This window comes from Coprococcus sp. AF21-14LB (genome assembly GCF_003458885.1).
Classification (GTDB): domain Bacteria; phylum Bacillota; class Clostridia; order Lachnospirales; family Lachnospiraceae; genus UBA9414.
Genome location: NZ_QRVX01000013.1, coordinates 24,871 through 44,041, shown reverse-complemented (window position 1 = coordinate 44,041; position 19,171 = coordinate 24,871). Strand labels below are relative to the sequence as shown.

Genomic DNA, 19,171 nt, shown 5'->3' with positions numbered 1-19,171 from the left:
ACCCTCAACATTTTATTAACCCATAAGGAGGGCTTTGTAGTGTTTGATTTTAATAAACCAAATATCGAAATTACTGAGATTTCAGAAGATAAAAAATATGGCAGATTTGTTGTAGAGCCGCTCGAAAGAGGTTACGGTACTACACTTGGAAACTCCCTGAGAAGAATTATGCTTTCTTCTCTTCCGGGAGCTGCTATCAGTCAGGTAAAGATTGAAGGTGTACTTCACGAATTCAGCTCAATTCCGGGCGTAAAAGAAGACGTGACAGAGATCATCATGAATCTCAAGACTTTAGCTATCAAAAATTCTTCAGAAACAGATGAACCAAAGACTGCTTATATTGACTTCGAAGGTGAAGGTGTAGTAACAGCTGCAGATATTCAGGCAGATCCTGATATCGAAATTATGAATCCGGACACAGTGATCGCAACTTTGAACGGAGGCGTAGACAGCAAATTATACATGGAACTGACGATTACAAAAGGCAGAGGTTATGTAAGTGCAGAGAAGAATAAACGAGAAGACCTTCCAATTGGTGTCATTCCGATTGATTCTATCTACACACCGGTAGAACGTGTAAACCTGACAGTTCAGAATACGCGTGTCGGACAGATTACTGACTACGATAAACTGACACTTGATGTTTATACAAATGGAACACTCGTGCCGGATGAAGCAGTCAGTCTTGCAGCGAAGGTACTTAACGAACATCTGAAACTCTTCATCGATCTTTCAGAAGTTGCTCAGGCAGCAGAAGTTATGATTGAGAAAGAGGACGATGAGAAAGAAAAAGTCCTTGAGATGAGCATTGATGAACTTGAACTTTCCGTTCGTTCATACAACTGCCTGAAACGTGCAGGTATCAATACTGTAGAAGAACTTACAAACAGAACTCCGGAGGATATGATGAAAGTTCGTAACCTCGGACGTAAGTCTCTTGAAGAAGTACTTGCGAAATTAAAAGAGCTCGGATTAGAATTAAATCCGGGAGAAGAATAATTCTGGCTAGTAAGCCCGAAGACGCATAACCAGACGGCAGATGCAGTAAGCCCGAAGACGCATGTATTTGCTGCATATTATTGGAGGAAAATTACAATGGCAAATTATAGAAAACTTGGAAGAACATCCAGTCAGAGAAAAGCACTGATCAGATCTCAGGTTACAGCTTTATTAGCTAACGGCAAGATCGTTACAACAGAGGCAAAAGCAAAAGAAATCAGAAAAGTTGCAGAAGGTCTGATTGCTTTAGCAGTAAAAGAAAAAGATAACTACGAAGAAGTTACTGTAAAAGCTAAAGTTGCCAGAAAAGATAAAGATGGTAAGAGAGTAAAAGAAGTTGTAGACGGAAAGAAAGTAACTGTATACGACGAAGTTGAAAAAACAATCAAAAAAGATAAACCATCAAGACTTCATGCAAGACGTGAAATGTTAAAAGTTCTTTACCCAGTGAAAGAAGTTCCAGCTGGAAAGAAAAAAGCAGAAGAAGTTGATTTAGTTGCAAAACTGTTCGACGAAATCGCACCAAAATATGAAAACCGTAAAGGTGGATACACAAGAATCATCAAGATCGGTCTTCGTAAAGGTGATGCTGCAATGGAAGTTCTTATGGAATTAGTATAAGAATATTTAAGAGCCTAACCCTTGTAAATAAAGGGCATAGGCTCTTTTTCTTTGCGCTGTGATACTACGTGTCGTGTGTGTTAGGTTTTCTGATGGTATATTGTAGTGTTTTATGATATTATTCATGTATAAATAGAACAGGAAACAAAGAACTTCAAAACGGAAAGGGAAGGAATATGGAACAGGAACAAAAGCATAAAAGACGCGTACGGTATAAAGGAACACATCCTCGCAGTTATAAAGAAAAATATAAAGAATTGCAGCCGGAAAAATATCCGGAAATGGTAAAGCACATTATTGATAAAGGCGGAACTCCGGCAGGAATGCATATTTCAATCTGTGTAAAAGAAATTCTGGATTTTCTGCAGATTCAACCTGGACAAAAAGGCTTGGATGCAACACTTGGTTATGGAGGACATACGTTGGAGATGATGAAATGTCTGAAGGGCGAAGGGCATATGTATGCATTAGATATCGATCCGATTGAGTCAGTGAAAACAAAAGAACGCTTAGAAAGTCTTGGTTATGGACCGGAGATTCTGACAATTCGCAATATTAATTTTGCAGATGCAGATCAGGTGGCGGCAGAGGCAGGAAAATTTGACTTTGTACTGGCAGATCTTGGAGTATCCTCGATGCAGATTGATAATCCGGACAGAGGTTTTTCTTATAAGATTGAAGGACCGTTAGATCTTCGCCTAAATCCGCAGAAAGGAATTTCAGCGGCAGAAAGATTGAATTCGGTTTCAGAAGAGGAACTTGTGGGAATGTTGATTGAGAATTCAGATGAACCGTATGCGGCAGAGATTGCAGCCAAAGTAATGCGAAAGAGAAAACAGGGAATCCGTATTGCGACGACAACGATGCTGCAGGAAACGATTGAAGAGGCGCTTCGTTTTCTTCCGGAAGCAGAGCGAAAAGAGGCGGTAAAGAAATCCTGCCAAAGAACGTTTCAGGCGCTGCGGATTGATGTAAACAGCGAGTATGAGGTATTATATACGTTTATGGAAAAATTGCCGGAAATTCTGGCACCGGGCGGAAGGGCAGCCATTTTGACGTTCCATTCCGGAGAAGACAGAATTGTTAAAAAAGCCTTTAAGGAATTTAAGCGTCAAGGAATTTACAGTGATGTGGCAGAAGATGTGATTCGTCCGTCAAAGGAAGAGTGTATTATGAACAGTCGTGCCCGCTCTACAAAAATGCGTTGGGCAATCCGCGCAGAATAGATATGAAGAGTGCTTCAAAGAAATCTCATTTCGTGATACAATAAAAGAAATCTATTGAATGTGATAAATACATGACAAAGGAGACAGCAATATGGAGAAAAGGGAATTTGAAAAATTAGGGGTGGAAACGTCTTTGCTTGGATTTGGATGTATGCGTTTTCCAATGACAGAAGAGGGAAAGATTGATGAGCAGGAAGCAGAAAAGATGATCGACTGTGCTATTGCAGGCGGCGTGAATTATATTGATACTGCATACCCATATCATAATGGGGACAGCGAGCCTTTTGTGGGACGTGTACTTGATAAATATAATCGTGCAGATTATTACCTGGCAACAAAACTTCCAATCTGGAAACTTGAGACACTGGAAGATGCAAAGCACATCTTTGAGGAGCAGCTGGAAAGACTGCATAAAGATTATGTGGATTTTTATTTATTGCATGCGCTTGACAAATCACGTTTTCAGAAGGTAGTAGATCTTGGAATCATTCCATATCTTGAAGAGATGCGTGCGAAAGGAAAGATTAGATATATTGGATTCTCTTTCCATGACGATTATGAAGTATTTGAGGAGATTCTGAATTACTATCATTGGGATTTCTGCCAAATTCAGTTTAATTATATGGATACAGAAGAACAGGCAGGATTAAAAGGCTATCATCTGGCAGAGGAAAAAGGAATCCCGATTGTTATTATGGAGCCGATCAAAGGAGGTATGCTTGCATCGCTTCCGGCACAGGCAGAAGGTCCGTTAAAGGCGATGGCGCCGGATGAGAGCGTAGCTTCATGGGCGCTTAGGTTTGTAGGAACATTTTCCAATGTCAAAGTTATTTTAAGCGGTATGAGCACTATGGAGCAGGTGGAAGACAATCTGCATGTATTCCAGAACTTTCATCCGCTGTCCGAAGAAGAGCAGAAGCTAATTGAGGATACGGCAAACGGACTGAAGGCAAGAGTAAAGAATGGCTGTACAGGATGCGCTTACTGTATGCCTTGCCCGGCAGGAGTAAATATTCCGGCAAACTTTAAGCTGTGGAATGAACATGCAATCTACGAAAACACATCCCAGATCAAAAAGCGATGGGAAGGCTGGGAAGAGGAATCCAGGGCAGATCACTGTGTCAAATGCGGCAAATGTGAGACGGTATGTCCACAGAAGATTTCCATTCGGGAAGACCTGGCAAAAGTTGCAGCGGAAATGAAAGCACTTTAGTGATTCATTTGCAGAGTGCTTTCAGGATATTCGACTGTTTCTAAAAAGAGTCCCTGTGGAGGAGCGGTAATTCCCGCATCTTTCCGGTCGCAGGAGGAAAGAATCTGTGCTGCGGCAGTTTGAGGAAGTGTGCCCCGCCCAATATCTACAAGGGTTCCGCAGATAATGCGCACCATATTATAAAGAAATCCATTTCCGCGGATACGAATTTGAATCTCGCGTTCCAACTCGATGATATCAAGTGAGTAGATTTCCCGGACAGTGGATTTCTTTGTTTTTTTCAGAGAAGAAAATCCTTTAAAATCATGAACGCCGATAAGCACGGAAGCTGCCTGACGCATGACAGAAAGGTTTAGTGTTTCCGGAAACTGCCAAGTATACTTACGGTCGAAAACAGACGGGCAATCCGGCTTTGCGATACGGTACAGATAAGTCTTGGCAGAGGCGCTCAGGCGGCTGTGAAACCGTTCAGGAACGTCTTCTACGGAATATACAAAAATATCCTTTGGAAGATAGGAAGACAGATATGTGCGAATTTCCTGACAGGATCTGCAGCAGTTAGTATGAAAGTTAGCAGTTTGTCCGAGGGAATGAACACCGGCATCTGTTCGCCCGGAACCAATAACAGAAATTTCTTCTCTGGTCATTTTGGAGAGTACCTCTTCCAGTTTTCCCTGAATTGTGTTTGTGTTAGTATCATTTCCGAGACGCTGCCATCCATAATAGCGGGTTCCATCGTATTCTAGTATCATCTTTATATTTCGTTTCATTAGTTGTTCTCCATCATTTTAAATTTTTATGCGATTTTCTCATGAAAATACTATAATTATCTTAACATAGCCCCCCATTCAATGCTATACTAAAAAAGAATGTAAATGAAAGTTGAGGAGGAAAGAAATATGGAATTACAAGGACTGCTGATTGTGTGTCCGTTAGTCTTTCTTGCGGGATTTGTGGACGCGATTGCAGGAGGCGGGGGGATTATTTCGCTTCCAGCCTATTTATTTGCAGGGATTCCACCCCATATGGCGCTGGGAACAAATAAACTCTCGTCTACTAGCGGAACATTGATTTCAACAATCAGATATATGAAGAATGGTTATTTGAAAGGAATCGGTTTGCTAGCTGCGTTAGCTGCTGTGGCAGCAATTGCCGGAAGTGCAGCAGGCTCCAGGATTGCATTGTTTGTTCCGGGGAAGATTATTGAGAACTTGATGCTGATTGTATTGCCGGTAGTAGCATTTTTTGTATTGAGAAATAAATCATTTTCAGAGGAGAAGGAGGCACAGCCGCTTCCGGGAAAGAAAAGAATCGTTTTGACGCTTGCAGCAGCGTTTGGGATTGGAATGTATGACGGGTTGTACGGACCTGGAACCGGAACCTTTCTGCTGCTTGTTTTGACAGGAATTACCCATCTTTCTATGAAACAGGCAAGTGCTGCTACGAAGATCATTAATTTGTCAAGCAATGTATCGGCGCTGATTACATTTCTTATCAGCGGCTCGGTAGATTATCGACTTGGAATTGCCGGAGCTGTCTGTTGTATTGCCGGACATTATGTTGGTGCGGGAATGGTTGTCAAGGATGGAACAAAGATTGTAAAACCGGTCGTGATATTTGTGCTTGCGGCTTTATTTATAAAAGTAATATTAGGAAAGTAGGGGTAAGTTATGGAAAAGTTATTTACATATGGAACATTCCAACATCCATATGTGCAGGAAAAGATTCTTGGAAGGGTGATACAGGGACGAAAAGGTATCTTGGAGAATTTTGCGGTAAACTGTGCATTGGAATATTATGATCTTACCGAATGTGAGGGCAGCAGTGTAAGTGGAATGGTGCTTGATCTGACGGAAGAGGAGCTTGATCGGGCAGATATTTGGGAAAATGTACCGCTGTATACGAGACGACATTTTCCGGTTCGCACAGAACAGGGCCTGGAAGAGGCTACTGTTTATATGATGACAGAGCGCCCGAAAGAATTTCGCAAACTGGAAATCAGCGGAACATACTCCTGTGTTTCCGAAGAAAATCTGAGAAAAGAGATTGATGCATGTGTAGATGCGCATCCGGAACTTCAGACGCATAAACGGGAATAAAAACAGGGGGAAGAGTGGTCATGGTAGGAATTTATAAGACAGAACATGGTGTTATGCACGCTCTGGAAAAACCGGAAGATGGTACATGGATACAGCTTACGAGTCCGACACTGGATGAATGTCGGGAAGTGGCAGCAGAATTCGAGATTGATATTCTTGATCTTAGAACAGCGCTTGATGATGAGGAGAGTGCCCGTGTCAGTATTGAAGACGGATATACACTAATCCTTGTAGATATTCCGTCAAGAGAAGTACGACATGGAAGGGAAGCGTACACAACAATCCCTCTTGGTATTATTTTGACAGAATCGGTAATCATTACTGTCTGCGCGGAAGAAAATGCGGTGCTGGATTATTTTACAGATCATCGCCTGAAAGATTTCAGTACAAAGAAACGTATGCGCTTTGTATATCAGCTGTTGTATCGCTGTTGTATGTATTATCAGAGTTATCTGAGAGTCATTAACCGCAGAAGAACGGAAATCGAGGCAAGCATTCATAAAAACACAGAAGATTCTGATCTCATCGATCTTCACGAATTAGAGTCAAACCTTGTATATTTTGCAACATCTTTGCGGAAGAATGGAGTTGTATTAAACAGACTGACGAGATATGAACGGATTAAGCAGTATCCGGAGGACAGTGAACTTTTGGAAGATGTGATTGTCGAGAATACGCAGGCGATTGAAATGACACAGATTTACAGAGATATTATCAGTGGTACAAAGGAATTGCTGTCAACGGTCATTAATAATCGTTTGAATAATGTAATGAAATATTTAGCTTCGATTACGATTGTAATGGCGATTCCGACAATTATTTCCGGGCTGTACGGGATGAATGTTGAGGCAAGCGGGATGCCTCTTTCACAGAATCCATATGGATTTGGAATTATTTGTCTCATGACGCTTGTGATCTGCTGCGTGACAGTAGTGATCTTAAAGAAGCGAAAGATGATGTAATCACTTTATATGGACACGCTCATATTGTGAAGAAATTTCATACTATTTATAAAGAGATAGAGTTTTATGACAGTCTTTAGCAGAAAAAATATATAGGAGGGATCAGATGCAGGGAATCGGTGAAAGTATAGCAGGAGCTGCCAGGGAGATCTGCAAGAATTACGAAGAAGAAGAACTGTTTCGGCCGAAGCCGGGGAAGAAGATGCCGGAACGGACAGTGATTATTGAATTTATCCGGGAATTGAAGAAGATTATATTTCCGGGATATTTCGGAAGAGATGCAGCGCTGGACGGAGATGTAAATTGTTATATCGGCTACAGGATCAGTCACCTGTATTGTATGTTAAAGGAGCAGGTTGCGATTGCAATGGCCTATTTTAGAGAAATAGAGGCATGTGAGGCTGAACGGGATGAGGAGGCAGATAAGATCTGCCAGAGATTTTTTGAGGAATTGCCGAAGCTTCAAAGAACACTTTTGACAGATATTCAGGCCGGGTTTGACGGAGATCCGGCAGCTAAGAGTAAAGAAGAGATCATTTATTCCTATCCGGGATTGTTTGCGATTTATGTATATCGGGTTGCCCATGTACTTTATCAGGAAGAAGTACCGTTTCTTCCACGCATTATGTCAGAATATGCTCATGGAAGAACCGGAATTGATATTAATCCGGGCGCATCGATCGGAGAATATTTTTTTATTGACCATGGTACAGGAGTGGTAATTGGAGAGACAACAGAGATTGGGCAAAATGTAAAACTCTATCAGGGTGTTACACTCGGAGCGCTTTCTACGAGAGACGGTCAGCAGCTTGCAGGAGTAAAGCGGCATCCGACAATTGAAGATAATGTAACGATTTATTCAAATTCAACGGTACTTGGCGGAGAGACTGTGATTGGAGAAAATACAATCATTGGCGGAAATACGTTCATTACAACATCGATTCCGCCGAATACGAAAGTGAGTGCGAAAAGTCCGGAACTTGTAATTAAAAGTCCGAAAAGAAATGCAAAGGATTGGGAGATTTAAAAAAGGAGATACAAATGAGTATTAGTATTTTATTTGGCCTGCTTGGCGGGTTGGCATTATTTTTATATGGAATGCAGATGATGAGTACGAATTTGGAAGCAGTTGCCGGAAGCCGTATGAAAGGGCTTTTGGAGAAACTTTCATCGAACCGTCTGCTGGGAGTTATCGTGGGGGCGGTAATCACTGCGTTGATTCAATCGTCATCCGGTACAACAGTTATGGTAGTTGGATTTGTAAATTCCGGATTGATGACGCTTCGCCAGGCTGTCTGGATTATTATGGGTGCCAATATCGGTACAACGATTACCGGGCAGCTCGTAGCGCTTGATATCGGTGTATTTATGCCGTTTGTGGCATTTATTGGTGTGGCAGTGCTGATGTTTTCAAAAGATAAAAAAGTGCAAAGCATTGCAAGTATTGTTGCCGGGCTTGGAATTTTGTTTATGGGGCTGGATGCCATGAGTGCAGCGATGGAACCTTTGAGAGATTTACCGGAATTTATTAATCTGATTACGAAGTTTTCCAATCCACTTCTTGGCATTATGGCAGGTGCTCTGTTTACAGCAGCGATCCAGTCTTCTGCGGCATCTGTAGGTATTCTTCAGGCGCTTGCGGTAAGCGGTGTAATCGGACTTGACAGCGCGGTATTTGTACTTTTTGGACAAAATATCGGTACTTGTATTACAGCAGTTCTGGCATCTATCGGTGCGAATCGTAATGCAAAGCGTACAACGGTGATCCATTTACTGTTTAATGTGATTGGAACGACAATATTTGTAATCATCGCATTAGTTACACCATTTGTGCCGTGGATAGAGTCATTGACACCTACGAATCCGGCAGGACAGATTGCAAATGTACATACTGTGTTTAATATTGTAACAACATTGTTGTTACTCCCGTTTGGAGAGTATCTTGCGAAAGCAGCAGAGATGATTCTTCCGGAGCGTGCCGGTATGCACAGTGGTTCCCGCCAGTGGTATCGTGCGATCGGAAAACCGGGACGAGCTCTTGGTTCCTCTGCGATTGCTGTACAGAATCTTCTTGAGCAGACAGGGCATATGATGGATGCAGCTCGTGAAAATGTAAATGCGGCATTTGAAATGTTTTTGACAGGCGAGACAAGTGACATGCAGGATATCGAGGACAGAGAAGAACAGATCGACCTTTATAACGTAGAGATTTCTGAACGTATTTCAGACATTCTTGCGGTAGAGCAGTCAGTAAGTGAAATAGAACAAGTGAACTGCATTTTCAATATTATCGGGAACATCGAACGAATCGGCGATCACGCAGTCAACCTCGCAGAGTATGCCCAGACAATGAAAGAAAAGGGATATGAATTGTCTAAAAAAGGAAGAAAAGAAGTAGAACGGATGCAGGAAAACTGCCGCGAAGGATTAGGTGCATTAAGGTTTGAGCAATTTGATGCATGCAAGGAGATACTTGATGCGGCAATACAGTTTGAGCAGCAGACGGATGAAGAATCTACGGACTACAGAAGCAGACAGATTCGCCGTATCGGAAAGAAAGAATGCAGTATGGAGAGTGCGATACTGTATTCGGAATTACTTGTGGATTATGAACGAATTGGGGATCACGCATTGAATATTGCACAGAATTTTGCAAAGATTCAGGACGTATAATAAAGTTTTGAAGTGTTTTATTGTAATTTGAAGCGCTTTCTTGTAAACAGAAAAAAGGATAAATGAAAGAAAAGGAATTGATTATGGGAGAAAGAAAAGCAGTCATAAGAAATGCAAGACCGGAAGAATGGGAATTGCTGGCGGATATTGAAGCAGAGTGTTTTCCACCGGCGGAGGCAGCAACGAGAGAATCCATTGAAAAACGTATGCGATTGTTTCCGGAAAATTTCTGGGTGGCAGAAGCAGAAGGCGTCATACTTGGATTTATCAATGGAGGAGCAACTGATCAACCAGAACTTCCGGATGCGTTCTATCACGAAGAAGAAAAGCTTCATGTGCCGGATGGAGCTTATCAGACAGTGTTTGGTCTGAATGTGCGTCCTCAGTATCGAAGACAGGGGATTGCCAGACAGTTAGTTATGCAGATGATAGAAGCATCAAGACAGAGAGGAAAGAAAGGTGTTATTCTGACATGCAAGGAACATTTAATTCCCTTTTATTCTTCCTGTGGTTTTGTGAATCATGGAGTATCAGATTCTGTACACGGAGGGGCAGTCTGGTATGATATGAAATGTATTTTCTGATTTTTATAAAGGGAAATATATAGAAATAGTAACGGAATATACGTTTTTAGAAATGCTTGGAGTGGGTGATCAGAGATGATCCCACTCCAATGCTGTGTCAGGGGGAATTTTAGGCACCAGTGGGAGAAGAAATACAAAGAAAATGTATAATTATATACAAATATCTTGGAAACTAAATAGAAATAGTGTTAATTTGCATAAATATACAAAAATATTAATAAAAATACTTGCATTTGCCAAATTAAGTGATATAATAAGAAACATCAGAACACAAGAAATAAGAAATAATAATTAAGATTGATTGATAAGAAGGGAAGAGAGATTATGAAAAATTGGAAGAAAGTTACAGCAGGGATTTTAACAGTAATGATGGCAGCTTCACTTGCTGCATGCGGAGGCACAAAAGAAGCGAAAACAATTGCAGGGAAAGAGGATCTGAAGGGCGCTGTTATTGGAGTACAGTTAGGAACAACAGGCGATCTTGAAGCATCAAAAGAAGAGTACGGTGCAAAAGAAGTACAGCGTTTCAGTAAAGGAAGCGAGGCAATTCAGGCAGTGAAAACGGGACAGATTGACTGTGTGATTATTGATTCACAGCCGGCTAAGAATTTTGTAGAAAAGAATGATGATCTGAAGATCCTTGATGAAGAATTTGTGAATGAAGAGTATGCAGCATGTTTGAAAAAAGGAAATACAGAGCTTCTTGAAAAGATTAATCAGGCGCTTGAAGAATTAAAAGCAGATGGAACTATCGATGAAATTATGTCTAACTACATTGGTGAAGATGCGAAAAAAACTCCATACGAATCTCCGGCAGATGCAGACCACTCTAATGGAAAATTGATTATGGCAACCAATGCAGAATTTGATCCGTATGAGTACCATGAAGGGGATAAGATTGTTGGAATTGACATAGACATTGCACAGGCAATCTGCGATAAGCTTGGATATGAATTACAGGTTGATGATATGGAATTTGATTCTATTCTTCCGGCAGTACAATCCGGAAAGGCGGATTTTGGAATGGCAGGTATGACTGTGACAGAAGAGCGTGAAAAAAATGCTGATTTTACAGATACATATGCAAATGCAAGCCAGGTAATTATCGTTAAGAAATAAGAAAGCAAGCGGGTGACAAAGTGAGTTTGATTAATAAGATAGCAGATGGGTTTTACTCTAATTTTATAGCCGGAGATATGTATCAATGGCTTTTAGATGGTTTGAAAAATACACTGCTCATTACAATCTTTGCAGTAATCCTCGGAATTATTATCGGATTTTTTGTAGCGATTGTGCGGGCGAGCCATGATAAATCAGGATCTTTTAAGATTCTTAACAGATTGTTTGTAATTTATATTACAGTCATCCGGGGTACACCGGTTATGATTCAGCTTTTGTTTATGAATTTTGTTATTTTCGCAAGTGTGTCTATGAATAAGATTCTGGTAGGGGCACTGGCATTTGGAATTAATTCCGGCGCATATGTGGCAGAGACAGTGAGATCCGGTATTATGGCGGTGGACAATGGACAGTTTGAGGCGGGCAGAAGCCTGGGATTAAATTATCGTCAGACAATGCGTCTCATTATTATACCACAGGCATTTAAAAACGTATTGCCGGCGCTTGTAAATGAGTTTATTGCGTTGATGAAAGAGACTTCAATCATTGGATATATTGGAATGCAGGATCTGACAAAGGGCGCTATGATGATTCAGAGCCGTACATTCGATGCGTTCTGGCCGTTATTGGCAGCAGCGGCAATTTATCTCGTACTTGTTATGGCGTTGACAGCATGTATGAATAAACTGGAAAAGAGGTTGCGTACAAATGAGCGATAAGAAGAATGTGTTAATTGAAGTAAAAAATTTGCAGAAGCAGTTTGGCAATAATAAGGTGTTGGACGGTATTTCTACAGACATCTGTCAGGGAGAAGTTGTGGCGATTATTGGACCATCCGGTTCAGGAAAATCAACATTTCTCAGATCGTTAAATCTTCTGGAAGTACCAACAGGAGGACAGATTTTATTTGAAGGAACAGATATTACCGATCCAAAAGTGGATATTAATCGTCACCGCCAGAAAATCGGAATGGTGTTCCAACAGTTCAATTTATTCCCGCACAAGAGTGTGAAAGAGAATATTATGTTGGCTCCGGTGACACTTGGACTTTTGACAAAAGAAGAGGCATCAGAGAAAGCGGACGAACTGCTGGCAAGAGTAGGACTTCCGGACAAGGCAGATTCCTATCCGGATTGTCTTTCCGGCGGACAGAAACAGCGTATTGCTATTGCAAGAGCGCTTGCGATGAATCCGGATGTGATGCTTTTTGATGAACCAACATCCGCACTTGACCCGGAGATGGTAGGAGAGGTTTTAAATATTATGAAAGAGCTGGCGGCGGACGGCATGACTATGGTTGTTGTTACACATGAGATGGGATTTGCAAGAGAAGTTGCAACGCGAGTTATTTTCATTGATGAAGGTAAGATTCAGGAAGAGAACACTCCGGAAGAGTTTTTTGCTCATCCGAAAAATGCAAGACTTCAGGATTTTTTATCTAAAGTGCTATAGTGATTTTTTGTGCCGGATATGATATAATGGTACAAGGTGAGGACAGTGATTTTCACTGTCCTTTTTGAATTTGCAGAAAGGAAGAGCTGATCGGCACAGCATGCAGACAGCGAAAGAGTTGAGCGATGAGGACAAGAGAAGAAAACATTGAGTTAATCAAAACATTGAGCAATGCCAACGGTGTATCCGGATTTGAGGATGAGGTTGCTGAAATCGGAAGAAAAGAGACAGAGCACTATTGTAATGTTACTATTGATTCTTTGAGAAATACATACATGAGCCTGAAAAATAACAAGGGGCGGAAGTTAAAAGTATGGATGGATGCTCACAGTGATGAAGTAGGATATATTGTGCAGGCGATCAAACCAAATGGAACGATGAATTTTCTTACTTTGGGCGGGAGTGAAGTGACAAACCTTCCCTCAAATAAGGTGCGGGTAAGGAATGACGACGGAGAATATATTCCAGGCATCATTACAAGTAAACCACCGCATTTTATAAGTGAAGCGGAAAAAGGACGTGGACGCACGCTTTCTGATATGGCAATTGATGTGGGAGCTGTAAGTACAGAGGATCTGAAGAAGAACTTTAACATCCGTATGGCTGCCCCGGTAGTTCCGGATGTGGAGTGTACTTATGATGAGAAACGGGATCTGTTTATGGGAAAAGCATTTGACTGTCGCGTAGGCTGTGCGGCTCTGATCGAAGCGCTGAACCAGTTAAGTAAAGAAGAACTGGAGGTGGATGTGGAAGCGACGCTTACCGTGCAGGAAGAAGTGGGAGAAAGAGGTGCTATGGCAGCTGTAGACAATATTGATGCAGATGTGTGTATTGTTTTTGAAGGATGTCCGGCAGATGATACGTTTTCACCGGATTATATGATTCAGACGGCTCTTAGAAAAGGACCGATGCTGCGCCATTTTGATTGTTCTATGATTACAAATCCGCGATTCCAGAGATTTGCATTGGATCTGGGAGAAGAACTTGGTATTCCGGTACAGGAATCCGTAAGAAGTGGCGGAGGAACGAATGGAAAATACATTCACGCATCACGTCACGGTGTTCCGACAATCGTTATTGGAGTGCCGGTACGCTATATTCACAGCCATTATGGAATCTGTACACTTGAAGATTACCAGAATTCTGTGCGGCTTGCCGTTGAAATCGTGAAACATCTCAATGAGGAGACGATTGGAAACTTCTAGTAACAATAAACAGCAGAACAGTAAAAAACAGAAGATAAAAAAGAGGTCGGGATTCTTTGTGTTTGTTCAAAGAATTCCGATCTCTTTTGATGAAAAGCGTTAAAATACAATATGGTGGAATATAGTCTGACTTTATTCCATTTTTGTTATCGCATAAAATGGTCGATTACATGAAGAATCCCATCTTCATCATTGGATTTTGTAATAAAATCTGCCCGTTCCAAAAGAATCGGCTGTGCATTGGCCATTGCTACGCCAAGTCCTGCAAATTCCAGCATCGTCAGATCGTTAAAGCCGTCTCCGCAGCAGATCATTTCATTGGCGCTGCGTCCGATATTGTTCAGAAGCTTCTGGAGAGAATAGGCTTTATCGATGTTTGCCGGCATGATTTCCAGAAAGAAAGGTTCGGAGCGATAAATATTGAGTCTGGAACGAAACTGCTTTTTCAGCAGTGTTTCCAGGTCTTCCGTATATTCTGGTTCCCCGGAGATTAATATCTTATTGACCGGAAAGGAGATGCCGGAAAAATCATTGACCGGAACTACCGGGATAGAGTTGATCCGGGATTCCAGCATTGTGTATTCATTCGGTGTCTCTTTTGCCTGGATACAGTAAATGTGTTCCATATCGTAAGTGAGAATATCAACCGGATAAGATATGGAAGCTTCTGTAATTGGCAGCAGTACGTCTGGCGGAAGCACCTTCTGGTAAATAATTTCACCTGTTTTGCAGTTCATAATCCGACCACCGTTAAAAGAAAGGACGTAGCCGCCGAAACGGTCAAGTTCCAGTTCTTTTGCAAGAGGGAGCACACCGGTTGTCGGTCGGCCGGAAGCAAGAATCACTTGTTTGCCGGCTTTCTGAATCTCTATCAGTGCATTTTTGGTAGGCGGAGTAATCTTCTTCTCTGAATTAGTTAGCGTGCCGTCCAGATCGAGCGTAATGATTTCGTAACTCATAGCTATTGCAGTGCCTCCACAATGACTGGAAATTCCATTCCATGTGATGCCTTGATCAGAATAGAGTCCCTGTCTGTTAAGAGTTCTTCACGGTGCTGAAGAAATTCTTCTTTTGTTGCAAAATAATGTATTTCCGGGTGAAAATCATCGTTATGGTGAATGCTTTTAGCGCCTTCGGCAATCTGCTGTGCCAAAGTTCCGATACATATAAGTACATCAATTGCTTTTTGGGCGGCATATACACCTACTTCATAATGCATTTCTTTTTCATTCGCTCCAAGCTCAAACATATCTCCAAGTATGGCCACTTTGCGTCCGAGCGCACAGGTAAGAACATCAATGGAAGCTTTCATGGAAACTGGATTTGCGTTGTAGCAGTCGTCAATCAGCATATAATGTTCAGTTTCTATGATGTTATTGCGTCCGGAGACCGGTCGGAGCGCTTCGATTCCGGAGCGTATCTCGTCAAGAGAAAGTCCAAGTCTCATACCTACCGCAGCTCCGGCAAGAGCGTTATATACCATATGAGCACCCGGAATTGGAATAATTGCCCGGAGTGTACCGGATGGAAGATGGATTGTGCAGGCAGTGCCGCGAAGGCCAAGGTCTTCTACATCGGAAGCATAAATACCGCTCTGAGAAGAGCGGCCGAAGAAGAAGCTGGAAGCGTGCTCCGGCACTTCTGCATGAACCAGCATATCGTCGTCTCCGTTTAAAATCACATCTCCGCCATGATGCATATGACGGAACATCTCTGTTTTGGCACGAAGAACGCCCAAGCGGTCTCCGAGCTGTTCTAAGTGGCAGTAGCCGATATTTGTAATGACACAGATATCCGGCTGTGCGATGGCAGCCAGGCGATCCATTTCGCCAAAATCGCTGATTCCCATTTCAAGGACAGCAACCTCATGTTCCTCACGGATACGAAATACTGTCAGAGGAAGACCAATTTCGTTATTGAAATTACCTTCTGTTTTCAGAACATGGTATTTCTGAGCCAATACAGAGGCAATCATTTCTTTTGTACTTGTTTTTCCGACACTTCCGCTAATGCCGACAACTTTAATTCCAAGTGCCTGACGATAGTGACGGGCGATATCCTTGAGCGCCTGAGGAGCAGATTCCACAAGGATGTATGGAAAGGATACATTGCCGAGCGGTTTTTCAGAAAGTGTGGCAAGAGCTCCTTTTTCTATGACTTGCGGAATAAAATCATGTCCGTCTACCCGGGCGCCTTTGATCGGGACAAATAAAAATCCGGTTTCAATTTTGCGGCTGTCAATAGCAACGCCGGTAACTTCCCGGGCGGCAAATTCATCTTTACCAAAATAGGTGCCGCCGCAGGCAGCGGCAATTTCTTTTAATGACATTTGTTTCATAATACCGTTCCTCTTTTGTTTAGACCGTTTTGTTGTAGCGGGCAAGAGATTTTTCGATGATCATCTCACAAAGCTCACTGTAATTGATTCCGGCAGCGCCGGCTTCCTTTGGGAGAAGGCTTGCAGGAGTCATACCAGGGAGGCTGTTGACTTCCAGACAGTAGATATCTCCATTCTCTGTCAGAAGGAAATCTGCTCTTGAATAAACATCTAATTTTAATGCAGCAAATGCTTTTTCGGCAGCAGATTGCATCTTATGTGCAATGTCTTCCGGAATTTGTGCCGGACAGATTTCCTGAGTACATCCGTCCTGATATTTGTTTTTATAATCGAAGAAACCGCTGTTTGGAATGATTTCAATAACCGGGAGCGCTTTTCCTTCAATAATTCCGACAGCAAATTCCCGTCCTTTAATATATTCTTCAATAATCAGCTCATCTTCATAGCAAAAAGAAGCTTCAATCGCCTGCTGATATTCGTCTTCCGTGTGTACGATATATACACCAACGCTGGAACCGCCGGAGCATGGTTTTACAACGACTGGGAGTGAAAGACCAAGAGCAGCAAGAGAAGTATCCCGGCAGGATTTGTAAAGCCATGTTCCCTTTGGTGTTGGTACGCCTTCTGTGCGGAAAATTTGTTTTGTCAGTCCTTTGTCCATTGCCAGAGCGCTGCCAAGAGAATTCGGGCCGGTATATTTGATTCCCAGCACATCGAAAGTAGCCTGGAGCTTTCCGTTTTCACCAATATCACCGTGAAGTCCCATAAATACAATGTCTGCCATCTGGCAAAGGGCGATTACATTTGGTCCAAGCAGACATGGAGACTGGTCCGGGCGGGAAGCGCGGATGGCAGCCAGATCAGGTTCATCTGCGCTGATTCCGGATGCAATGGAAAGTCCGGCATCCGGAAGGGAGAACAGTTCATCTAATTTATCAGCATCATATGGAATTCCCATAAATGCATCCATCAGGACAGCCTGATGACCATTTGCAAGTAATGTACGGCAGATACCGGCACCGGATGTAAGAGAAACATCACGCTCTGTGCTTAATCCGCCTGCTAATACAACTATTTTCATATATATTATCCTCTTTTCTCAGTTTAACGATAGTCTATCCTATTTTAATCATCCATGCTCATTTGGTCAAGCAGTGACTTCTTCACATCATAGAGTTTCTGGGAAAGGTCAACATAGACCGGATGCGGGTTAAAGAGACGCATTGTCTCATCCCAGAGAGTTTCTTTCTCCTGACGGCAGTAGTCAGCAATTTCGGTAACAGATTTCTCAAGATAAACACAAGCCCCATTTAAAAATACCGGGCACATCAATTCACGAACAGTGTAGGAACCGCCTTTTAAGCGTGTTTTCTTCCATGTTTCAATTGGATCAAAAAGAAGAAGTTCCTTTTCCGGGTCCAGAATCTCATCGGCAAAGCAGATCAGATCGGCTTTAATCTTTCCGGTTTCTTTCTCATAGATTCGGTAAATGGTTTTATTTCCTGGATTGGTAATTTTTTCTGAATTTTCAGAAAGTTTAATCTTCGGGAGAAATTCTCCTTCTTCATTTTGAATGGCAGCCAATTTGTAAACACCGCCGAAAGCAGGGCAGTCTTTGGAGGTAATCAGATTTGTGCCGACGCCCCAGGAATTAATGGCTGCGCCCTGCATCTTCAGATCATGGATCAGGTATTCATCCAGATCATTAGAGGCAGAAATAAATGCATCCGGAAAACCGGCTTCATCCAGCATCTTGCGGGCCTTTTTGGAAAGATAAGCAAGGTCGCCGCTGTCAAGACGAATACCGTATTTTTCCAGTTCGATTCCCTCTTCCTTCATTTCGCGGAATACCCGGATGGCATTTGGAACACCGGATTTCAATGTGTCATAAGTGTCAACGAGAAGACAGCAGAAAGAAGGGTAGAGTCTTGCATATGTCTTAAATGCAGTGTATTCATCCGGAAAACTCATAATCCAGCTATGAGCATGGGTACCCATAACCGGGACATCAAATTCTTTGCCGGCCAGTACGTTGGAAGTTCCGGCACAGCCTCCGATCATAGCAGCTCTGGCGCCGTAGAGTCCTGCATCCGGTCCTTGAGCCCGTCGCAGACCGAATTCCATAATGGTATCATTCTGGGCAGCATGAACTACCCTGGAAGCTTTTGTTGCGATCAGCGACTGGTGATTGATGATATTTAAAAGAGCGGTTTCTACAAGCTGCGCTTCCATCATCGGTGCGATTACTTTTACAAGAGGCTCCCGAGGAAAGACAACAGTTCCTTCCGGAATGGCATAGATGCTCCCGCTAAAATGATATCCGCTTAGATAGTGGAGAAATTCTTCACTGAACATATGAAGACTTCTTAAATAATCTACGTCATCGTAAGAAAAATTCAGGTTCTTTACATAGTCGATAGCCTGTTGAAGTCCGGCGGCAATGGAATATCCGGAGCCGCATGGATTCGCCCGGAAAAAGATATCAAAAACGACTACTTCATTGTCTCCCCGTTCAAAATATCCCTGCATCATCGTTAATTCATATAAATCTGTAAGTAATGTTAAATTTCTTGAATCCATATTAATTGTCCTCCTACAGCAATGCTGCATTTTTGTGTATGGTTTCGTCGATGATATTCTGGCAGTAACGTCCAGATGTTTACGAGTCTCTTTATCAAGG

19 protein-coding genes are annotated in these 19,171 nt (G+C 42.3%); 14 read left to right on the top strand and 5 right to left on the bottom strand.

Going from position 1 to position 19,171, the window contains the following annotated elements; all coding sequences use genetic code 11:
• Positions 1–39 precede the first annotated feature (39 nt).
• From DWX73_RS05010 to DWX73_RS04995, 4 genes are all read left to right on the top strand, one after another.
• Positions 40–999 carry a DNA-directed RNA polymerase subunit alpha gene (locus DWX73_RS05010; RefSeq protein ID WP_118347454.1) on the top strand — a complete coding sequence of 320 codons (960 nt, stop codon included), beginning with the start codon at positions 40–42 and terminating at the stop codon, positions 997–999.
• Positions 1,000–1,095: 96 nt separating this feature from the next.
• Complete coding sequence (locus DWX73_RS05005; protein WP_118347452.1) at positions 1,096–1,620, top strand: bL17 family ribosomal protein; 525 nt, start codon at positions 1,096–1,098, stop codon at positions 1,618–1,620.
• Positions 1,621–1,796: 176 nt separating this feature from the next.
• Complete coding sequence (rsmH, locus tag DWX73_RS05000) at positions 1,797–2,846, top strand: 16S rRNA (cytosine(1402)-N(4))-methyltransferase RsmH (RefSeq protein WP_118347449.1); 1,050 nt, start codon at positions 1,797–1,799, stop codon at positions 2,844–2,846.
• 91 nt (positions 2,847–2,937) lie between these two features.
• On the top strand, positions 2,938–4,059 hold the full coding sequence (locus DWX73_RS04995) for an aldo/keto reductase (protein WP_118347447.1): 1,122 nt from the start codon (positions 2,938–2,940) through the stop codon (positions 4,057–4,059).
• Here the strand turns inward: DWX73_RS04995 and truA are convergent.
• Positions 4,056–4,829 (bottom strand): tRNA pseudouridine(38-40) synthase TruA, encoded by a 774-nt coding sequence (gene truA, locus DWX73_RS04990; protein WP_118347445.1) that lies wholly within the window; start codon positions 4,827–4,829, stop codon positions 4,056–4,058. The genes DWX73_RS04995 and truA overlap by 4 nt on opposite strands.
• A gap of 129 nt (positions 4,830–4,958) precedes the next feature.
• Between truA and DWX73_RS04985 the strand changes: the two genes are divergently transcribed.
• The 10 genes from DWX73_RS04985 (at position 4,959) to DWX73_RS04940 (ending at position 14,153) form a co-directional block, all read left to right on the top strand.
• Positions 4,959–5,720 carry a sulfite exporter TauE/SafE family protein gene (locus tag DWX73_RS04985; protein WP_118347443.1) on the top strand — a complete coding sequence of 254 codons (762 nt, stop codon included), beginning with the start codon at positions 4,959–4,961 and terminating at the stop codon, positions 5,718–5,720.
• 9 nt (positions 5,721–5,729) lie between these two features.
• A complete protein-coding gene (locus tag DWX73_RS04980; RefSeq protein WP_118347441.1) occupies positions 5,730–6,158 on the top strand; it encodes a gamma-glutamylcyclotransferase family protein in 429 nt (142 codons plus the stop codon).
• 20 nt (positions 6,159–6,178) lie between these two features.
• Complete coding sequence (locus DWX73_RS04975; RefSeq protein ID WP_118347439.1) at positions 6,179–7,120, top strand: magnesium transporter CorA family protein; 942 nt, start codon at positions 6,179–6,181, stop codon at positions 7,118–7,120.
• Positions 7,121–7,226: 106 nt separating this feature from the next.
• Entirely contained in the window at positions 7,227–8,147 is a 921-nt protein-coding gene (gene epsC, locus DWX73_RS04970; RefSeq protein ID WP_118347437.1) for a serine O-acetyltransferase EpsC, read from the top strand.
• A gap of 14 nt (positions 8,148–8,161) precedes the next feature.
• Positions 8,162–9,793 (top strand): Na/Pi cotransporter family protein, encoded by a 1,632-nt coding sequence (locus tag DWX73_RS04965; RefSeq protein WP_118347435.1) that lies wholly within the window; start codon positions 8,162–8,164, stop codon positions 9,791–9,793.
• Between the two features lie 83 nt (positions 9,794–9,876).
• The gene (locus tag DWX73_RS04960; protein WP_199413532.1) at positions 9,877–10,377 is read left to right on the top strand and encodes a GNAT family N-acetyltransferase; all 501 of its coding nucleotides are present in this window, start codon (positions 9,877–9,879) and stop codon (positions 10,375–10,377) included.
• 324 nt (positions 10,378–10,701) lie between these two features.
• A complete protein-coding gene (locus DWX73_RS04955) occupies positions 10,702–11,496 on the top strand; it encodes a transporter substrate-binding domain-containing protein (RefSeq protein ID WP_118347431.1) in 795 nt (264 codons plus the stop codon).
• Between the two features lie 26 nt (positions 11,497–11,522).
• Entirely contained in the window at positions 11,523–12,215 is a 693-nt protein-coding gene (locus tag DWX73_RS04950) for an amino acid ABC transporter permease (protein WP_442871980.1), read from the top strand.
• A complete protein-coding gene (locus DWX73_RS04945; RefSeq protein WP_118347427.1) occupies positions 12,205–12,948 on the top strand; it encodes an amino acid ABC transporter ATP-binding protein in 744 nt (247 codons plus the stop codon). Before DWX73_RS04950 ends, DWX73_RS04945 begins: the two co-directional genes overlap by 11 nt.
• A 125-nt stretch (positions 12,949–13,073) precedes the next feature.
• Positions 13,074–14,153 carry a M42 family metallopeptidase gene (locus DWX73_RS04940; protein WP_118347425.1) on the top strand — a complete coding sequence of 360 codons (1,080 nt, stop codon included), beginning with the start codon at positions 13,074–13,076 and terminating at the stop codon, positions 14,151–14,153.
• Positions 14,154–14,299: 146 nt separating this feature from the next.
• On the opposite strand, the gene DWX73_RS04935 is transcribed toward DWX73_RS04940, so the two are convergent.
• From DWX73_RS04935 to DWX73_RS04920, 4 genes are read right to left on the bottom strand one after another with little or no spacing between them, the layout of a single operon-like run.
• Positions 14,300–15,112 carry a Cof-type HAD-IIB family hydrolase gene (locus DWX73_RS04935; RefSeq protein WP_118347423.1) on the bottom strand — a complete coding sequence of 271 codons (813 nt, stop codon included), beginning with the start codon at positions 15,110–15,112 and terminating at the stop codon, positions 14,300–14,302.
• Between the two features lie 2 nt (positions 15,113–15,114).
• A complete protein-coding gene (locus tag DWX73_RS04930) occupies positions 15,115–16,491 on the bottom strand; it encodes a UDP-N-acetylmuramoyl-tripeptide--D-alanyl-D-alanine ligase (RefSeq protein WP_118347421.1) in 1,377 nt (458 codons plus the stop codon).
• A 19-nt stretch (positions 16,492–16,510) separates the two neighbouring features.
• Positions 16,511–17,572, bottom strand: coding sequence for a D-alanine--D-alanine ligase family protein (locus DWX73_RS04925; RefSeq protein ID WP_118347419.1), 1,062 nt, complete (start codon positions 17,570–17,572; stop codon positions 16,511–16,513).
• A 44-nt stretch (positions 17,573–17,616) separates the two neighbouring features.
• On the bottom strand, positions 17,617–19,071 hold the full coding sequence (locus tag DWX73_RS04920) for a nicotinate phosphoribosyltransferase (RefSeq protein WP_118347417.1): 1,455 nt from the start codon (positions 19,069–19,071) through the stop codon (positions 17,617–17,619).
• Positions 19,072–19,171 lie beyond the last annotated feature (100 nt).

Excerpts from the sequence above, each read along its gene's own strand:
- DWX73_RS04965 (WP_118347435.1), top strand. The coding sequence starts at position 8,162 with ATGAGTATTAGTATTTTATTTGGCCTGCTTGGCGGGTTGGCATTATTT.
- DWX73_RS04995 (WP_118347447.1), top strand. The coding sequence starts at position 2,938 with ATGGAGAAAAGGGAATTTGAAAAATTAGGGGTGGAAACGTCTTTGCTT.
- DWX73_RS05005 (WP_118347452.1), top strand. The coding sequence starts at position 1,096 with ATGGCAAATTATAGAAAACTTGGAAGAACATCCAGTCAGAGAAAAGCA.
- DWX73_RS04925 (WP_118347419.1), bottom strand. The coding sequence starts at position 17,572 with ATGAAAATAGTTGTATTAGCAGGCGGATTAAGCACAGAGCGTGATGTT.
- DWX73_RS04955 (WP_118347431.1), top strand. The coding sequence starts at position 10,702 with ATGAAAAATTGGAAGAAAGTTACAGCAGGGATTTTAACAGTAATGATG.
- DWX73_RS04980 (WP_118347441.1), top strand. The coding sequence starts at position 5,730 with ATGGAAAAGTTATTTACATATGGAACATTCCAACATCCATATGTGCAG.
- DWX73_RS04985 (WP_118347443.1), top strand. The coding sequence starts at position 4,959 with ATGGAATTACAAGGACTGCTGATTGTGTGTCCGTTAGTCTTTCTTGCG.
- DWX73_RS04940 (WP_118347425.1), top strand. The coding sequence starts at position 13,074 with ATGAGGACAAGAGAAGAAAACATTGAGTTAATCAAAACATTGAGCAAT.
- rsmH (WP_118347449.1), top strand. The coding sequence starts at position 1,797 with ATGGAACAGGAACAAAAGCATAAAAGACGCGTACGGTATAAAGGAACA.
- DWX73_RS04975 (WP_118347439.1), top strand. The coding sequence starts at position 6,179 with ATGGTAGGAATTTATAAGACAGAACATGGTGTTATGCACGCTCTGGAA.
- epsC (WP_118347437.1), top strand. The coding sequence starts at position 7,227 with ATGCAGGGAATCGGTGAAAGTATAGCAGGAGCTGCCAGGGAGATCTGC.
- DWX73_RS04920 (WP_118347417.1), bottom strand. The coding sequence starts at position 19,071 with ATGGATTCAAGAAATTTAACATTACTTACAGATTTATATGAATTAACG.
- DWX73_RS04945 (WP_118347427.1), top strand. The coding sequence starts at position 12,205 with ATGAGCGATAAGAAGAATGTGTTAATTGAAGTAAAAAATTTGCAGAAG.
- DWX73_RS04960 (WP_199413532.1), top strand. The coding sequence starts at position 9,877 with ATGGGAGAAAGAAAAGCAGTCATAAGAAATGCAAGACCGGAAGAATGG.
- truA (WP_118347445.1), bottom strand. The coding sequence starts at position 4,829 with ATGAAACGAAATATAAAGATGATACTAGAATACGATGGAACCCGCTAT.
- DWX73_RS04930 (WP_118347421.1), bottom strand. The coding sequence starts at position 16,491 with ATGAAACAAATGTCATTAAAAGAAATTGCCGCTGCCTGCGGCGGCACC.
- DWX73_RS04935 (WP_118347423.1), bottom strand. The coding sequence starts at position 15,112 with ATGAGTTACGAAATCATTACGCTCGATCTGGACGGCACGCTAACTAAT.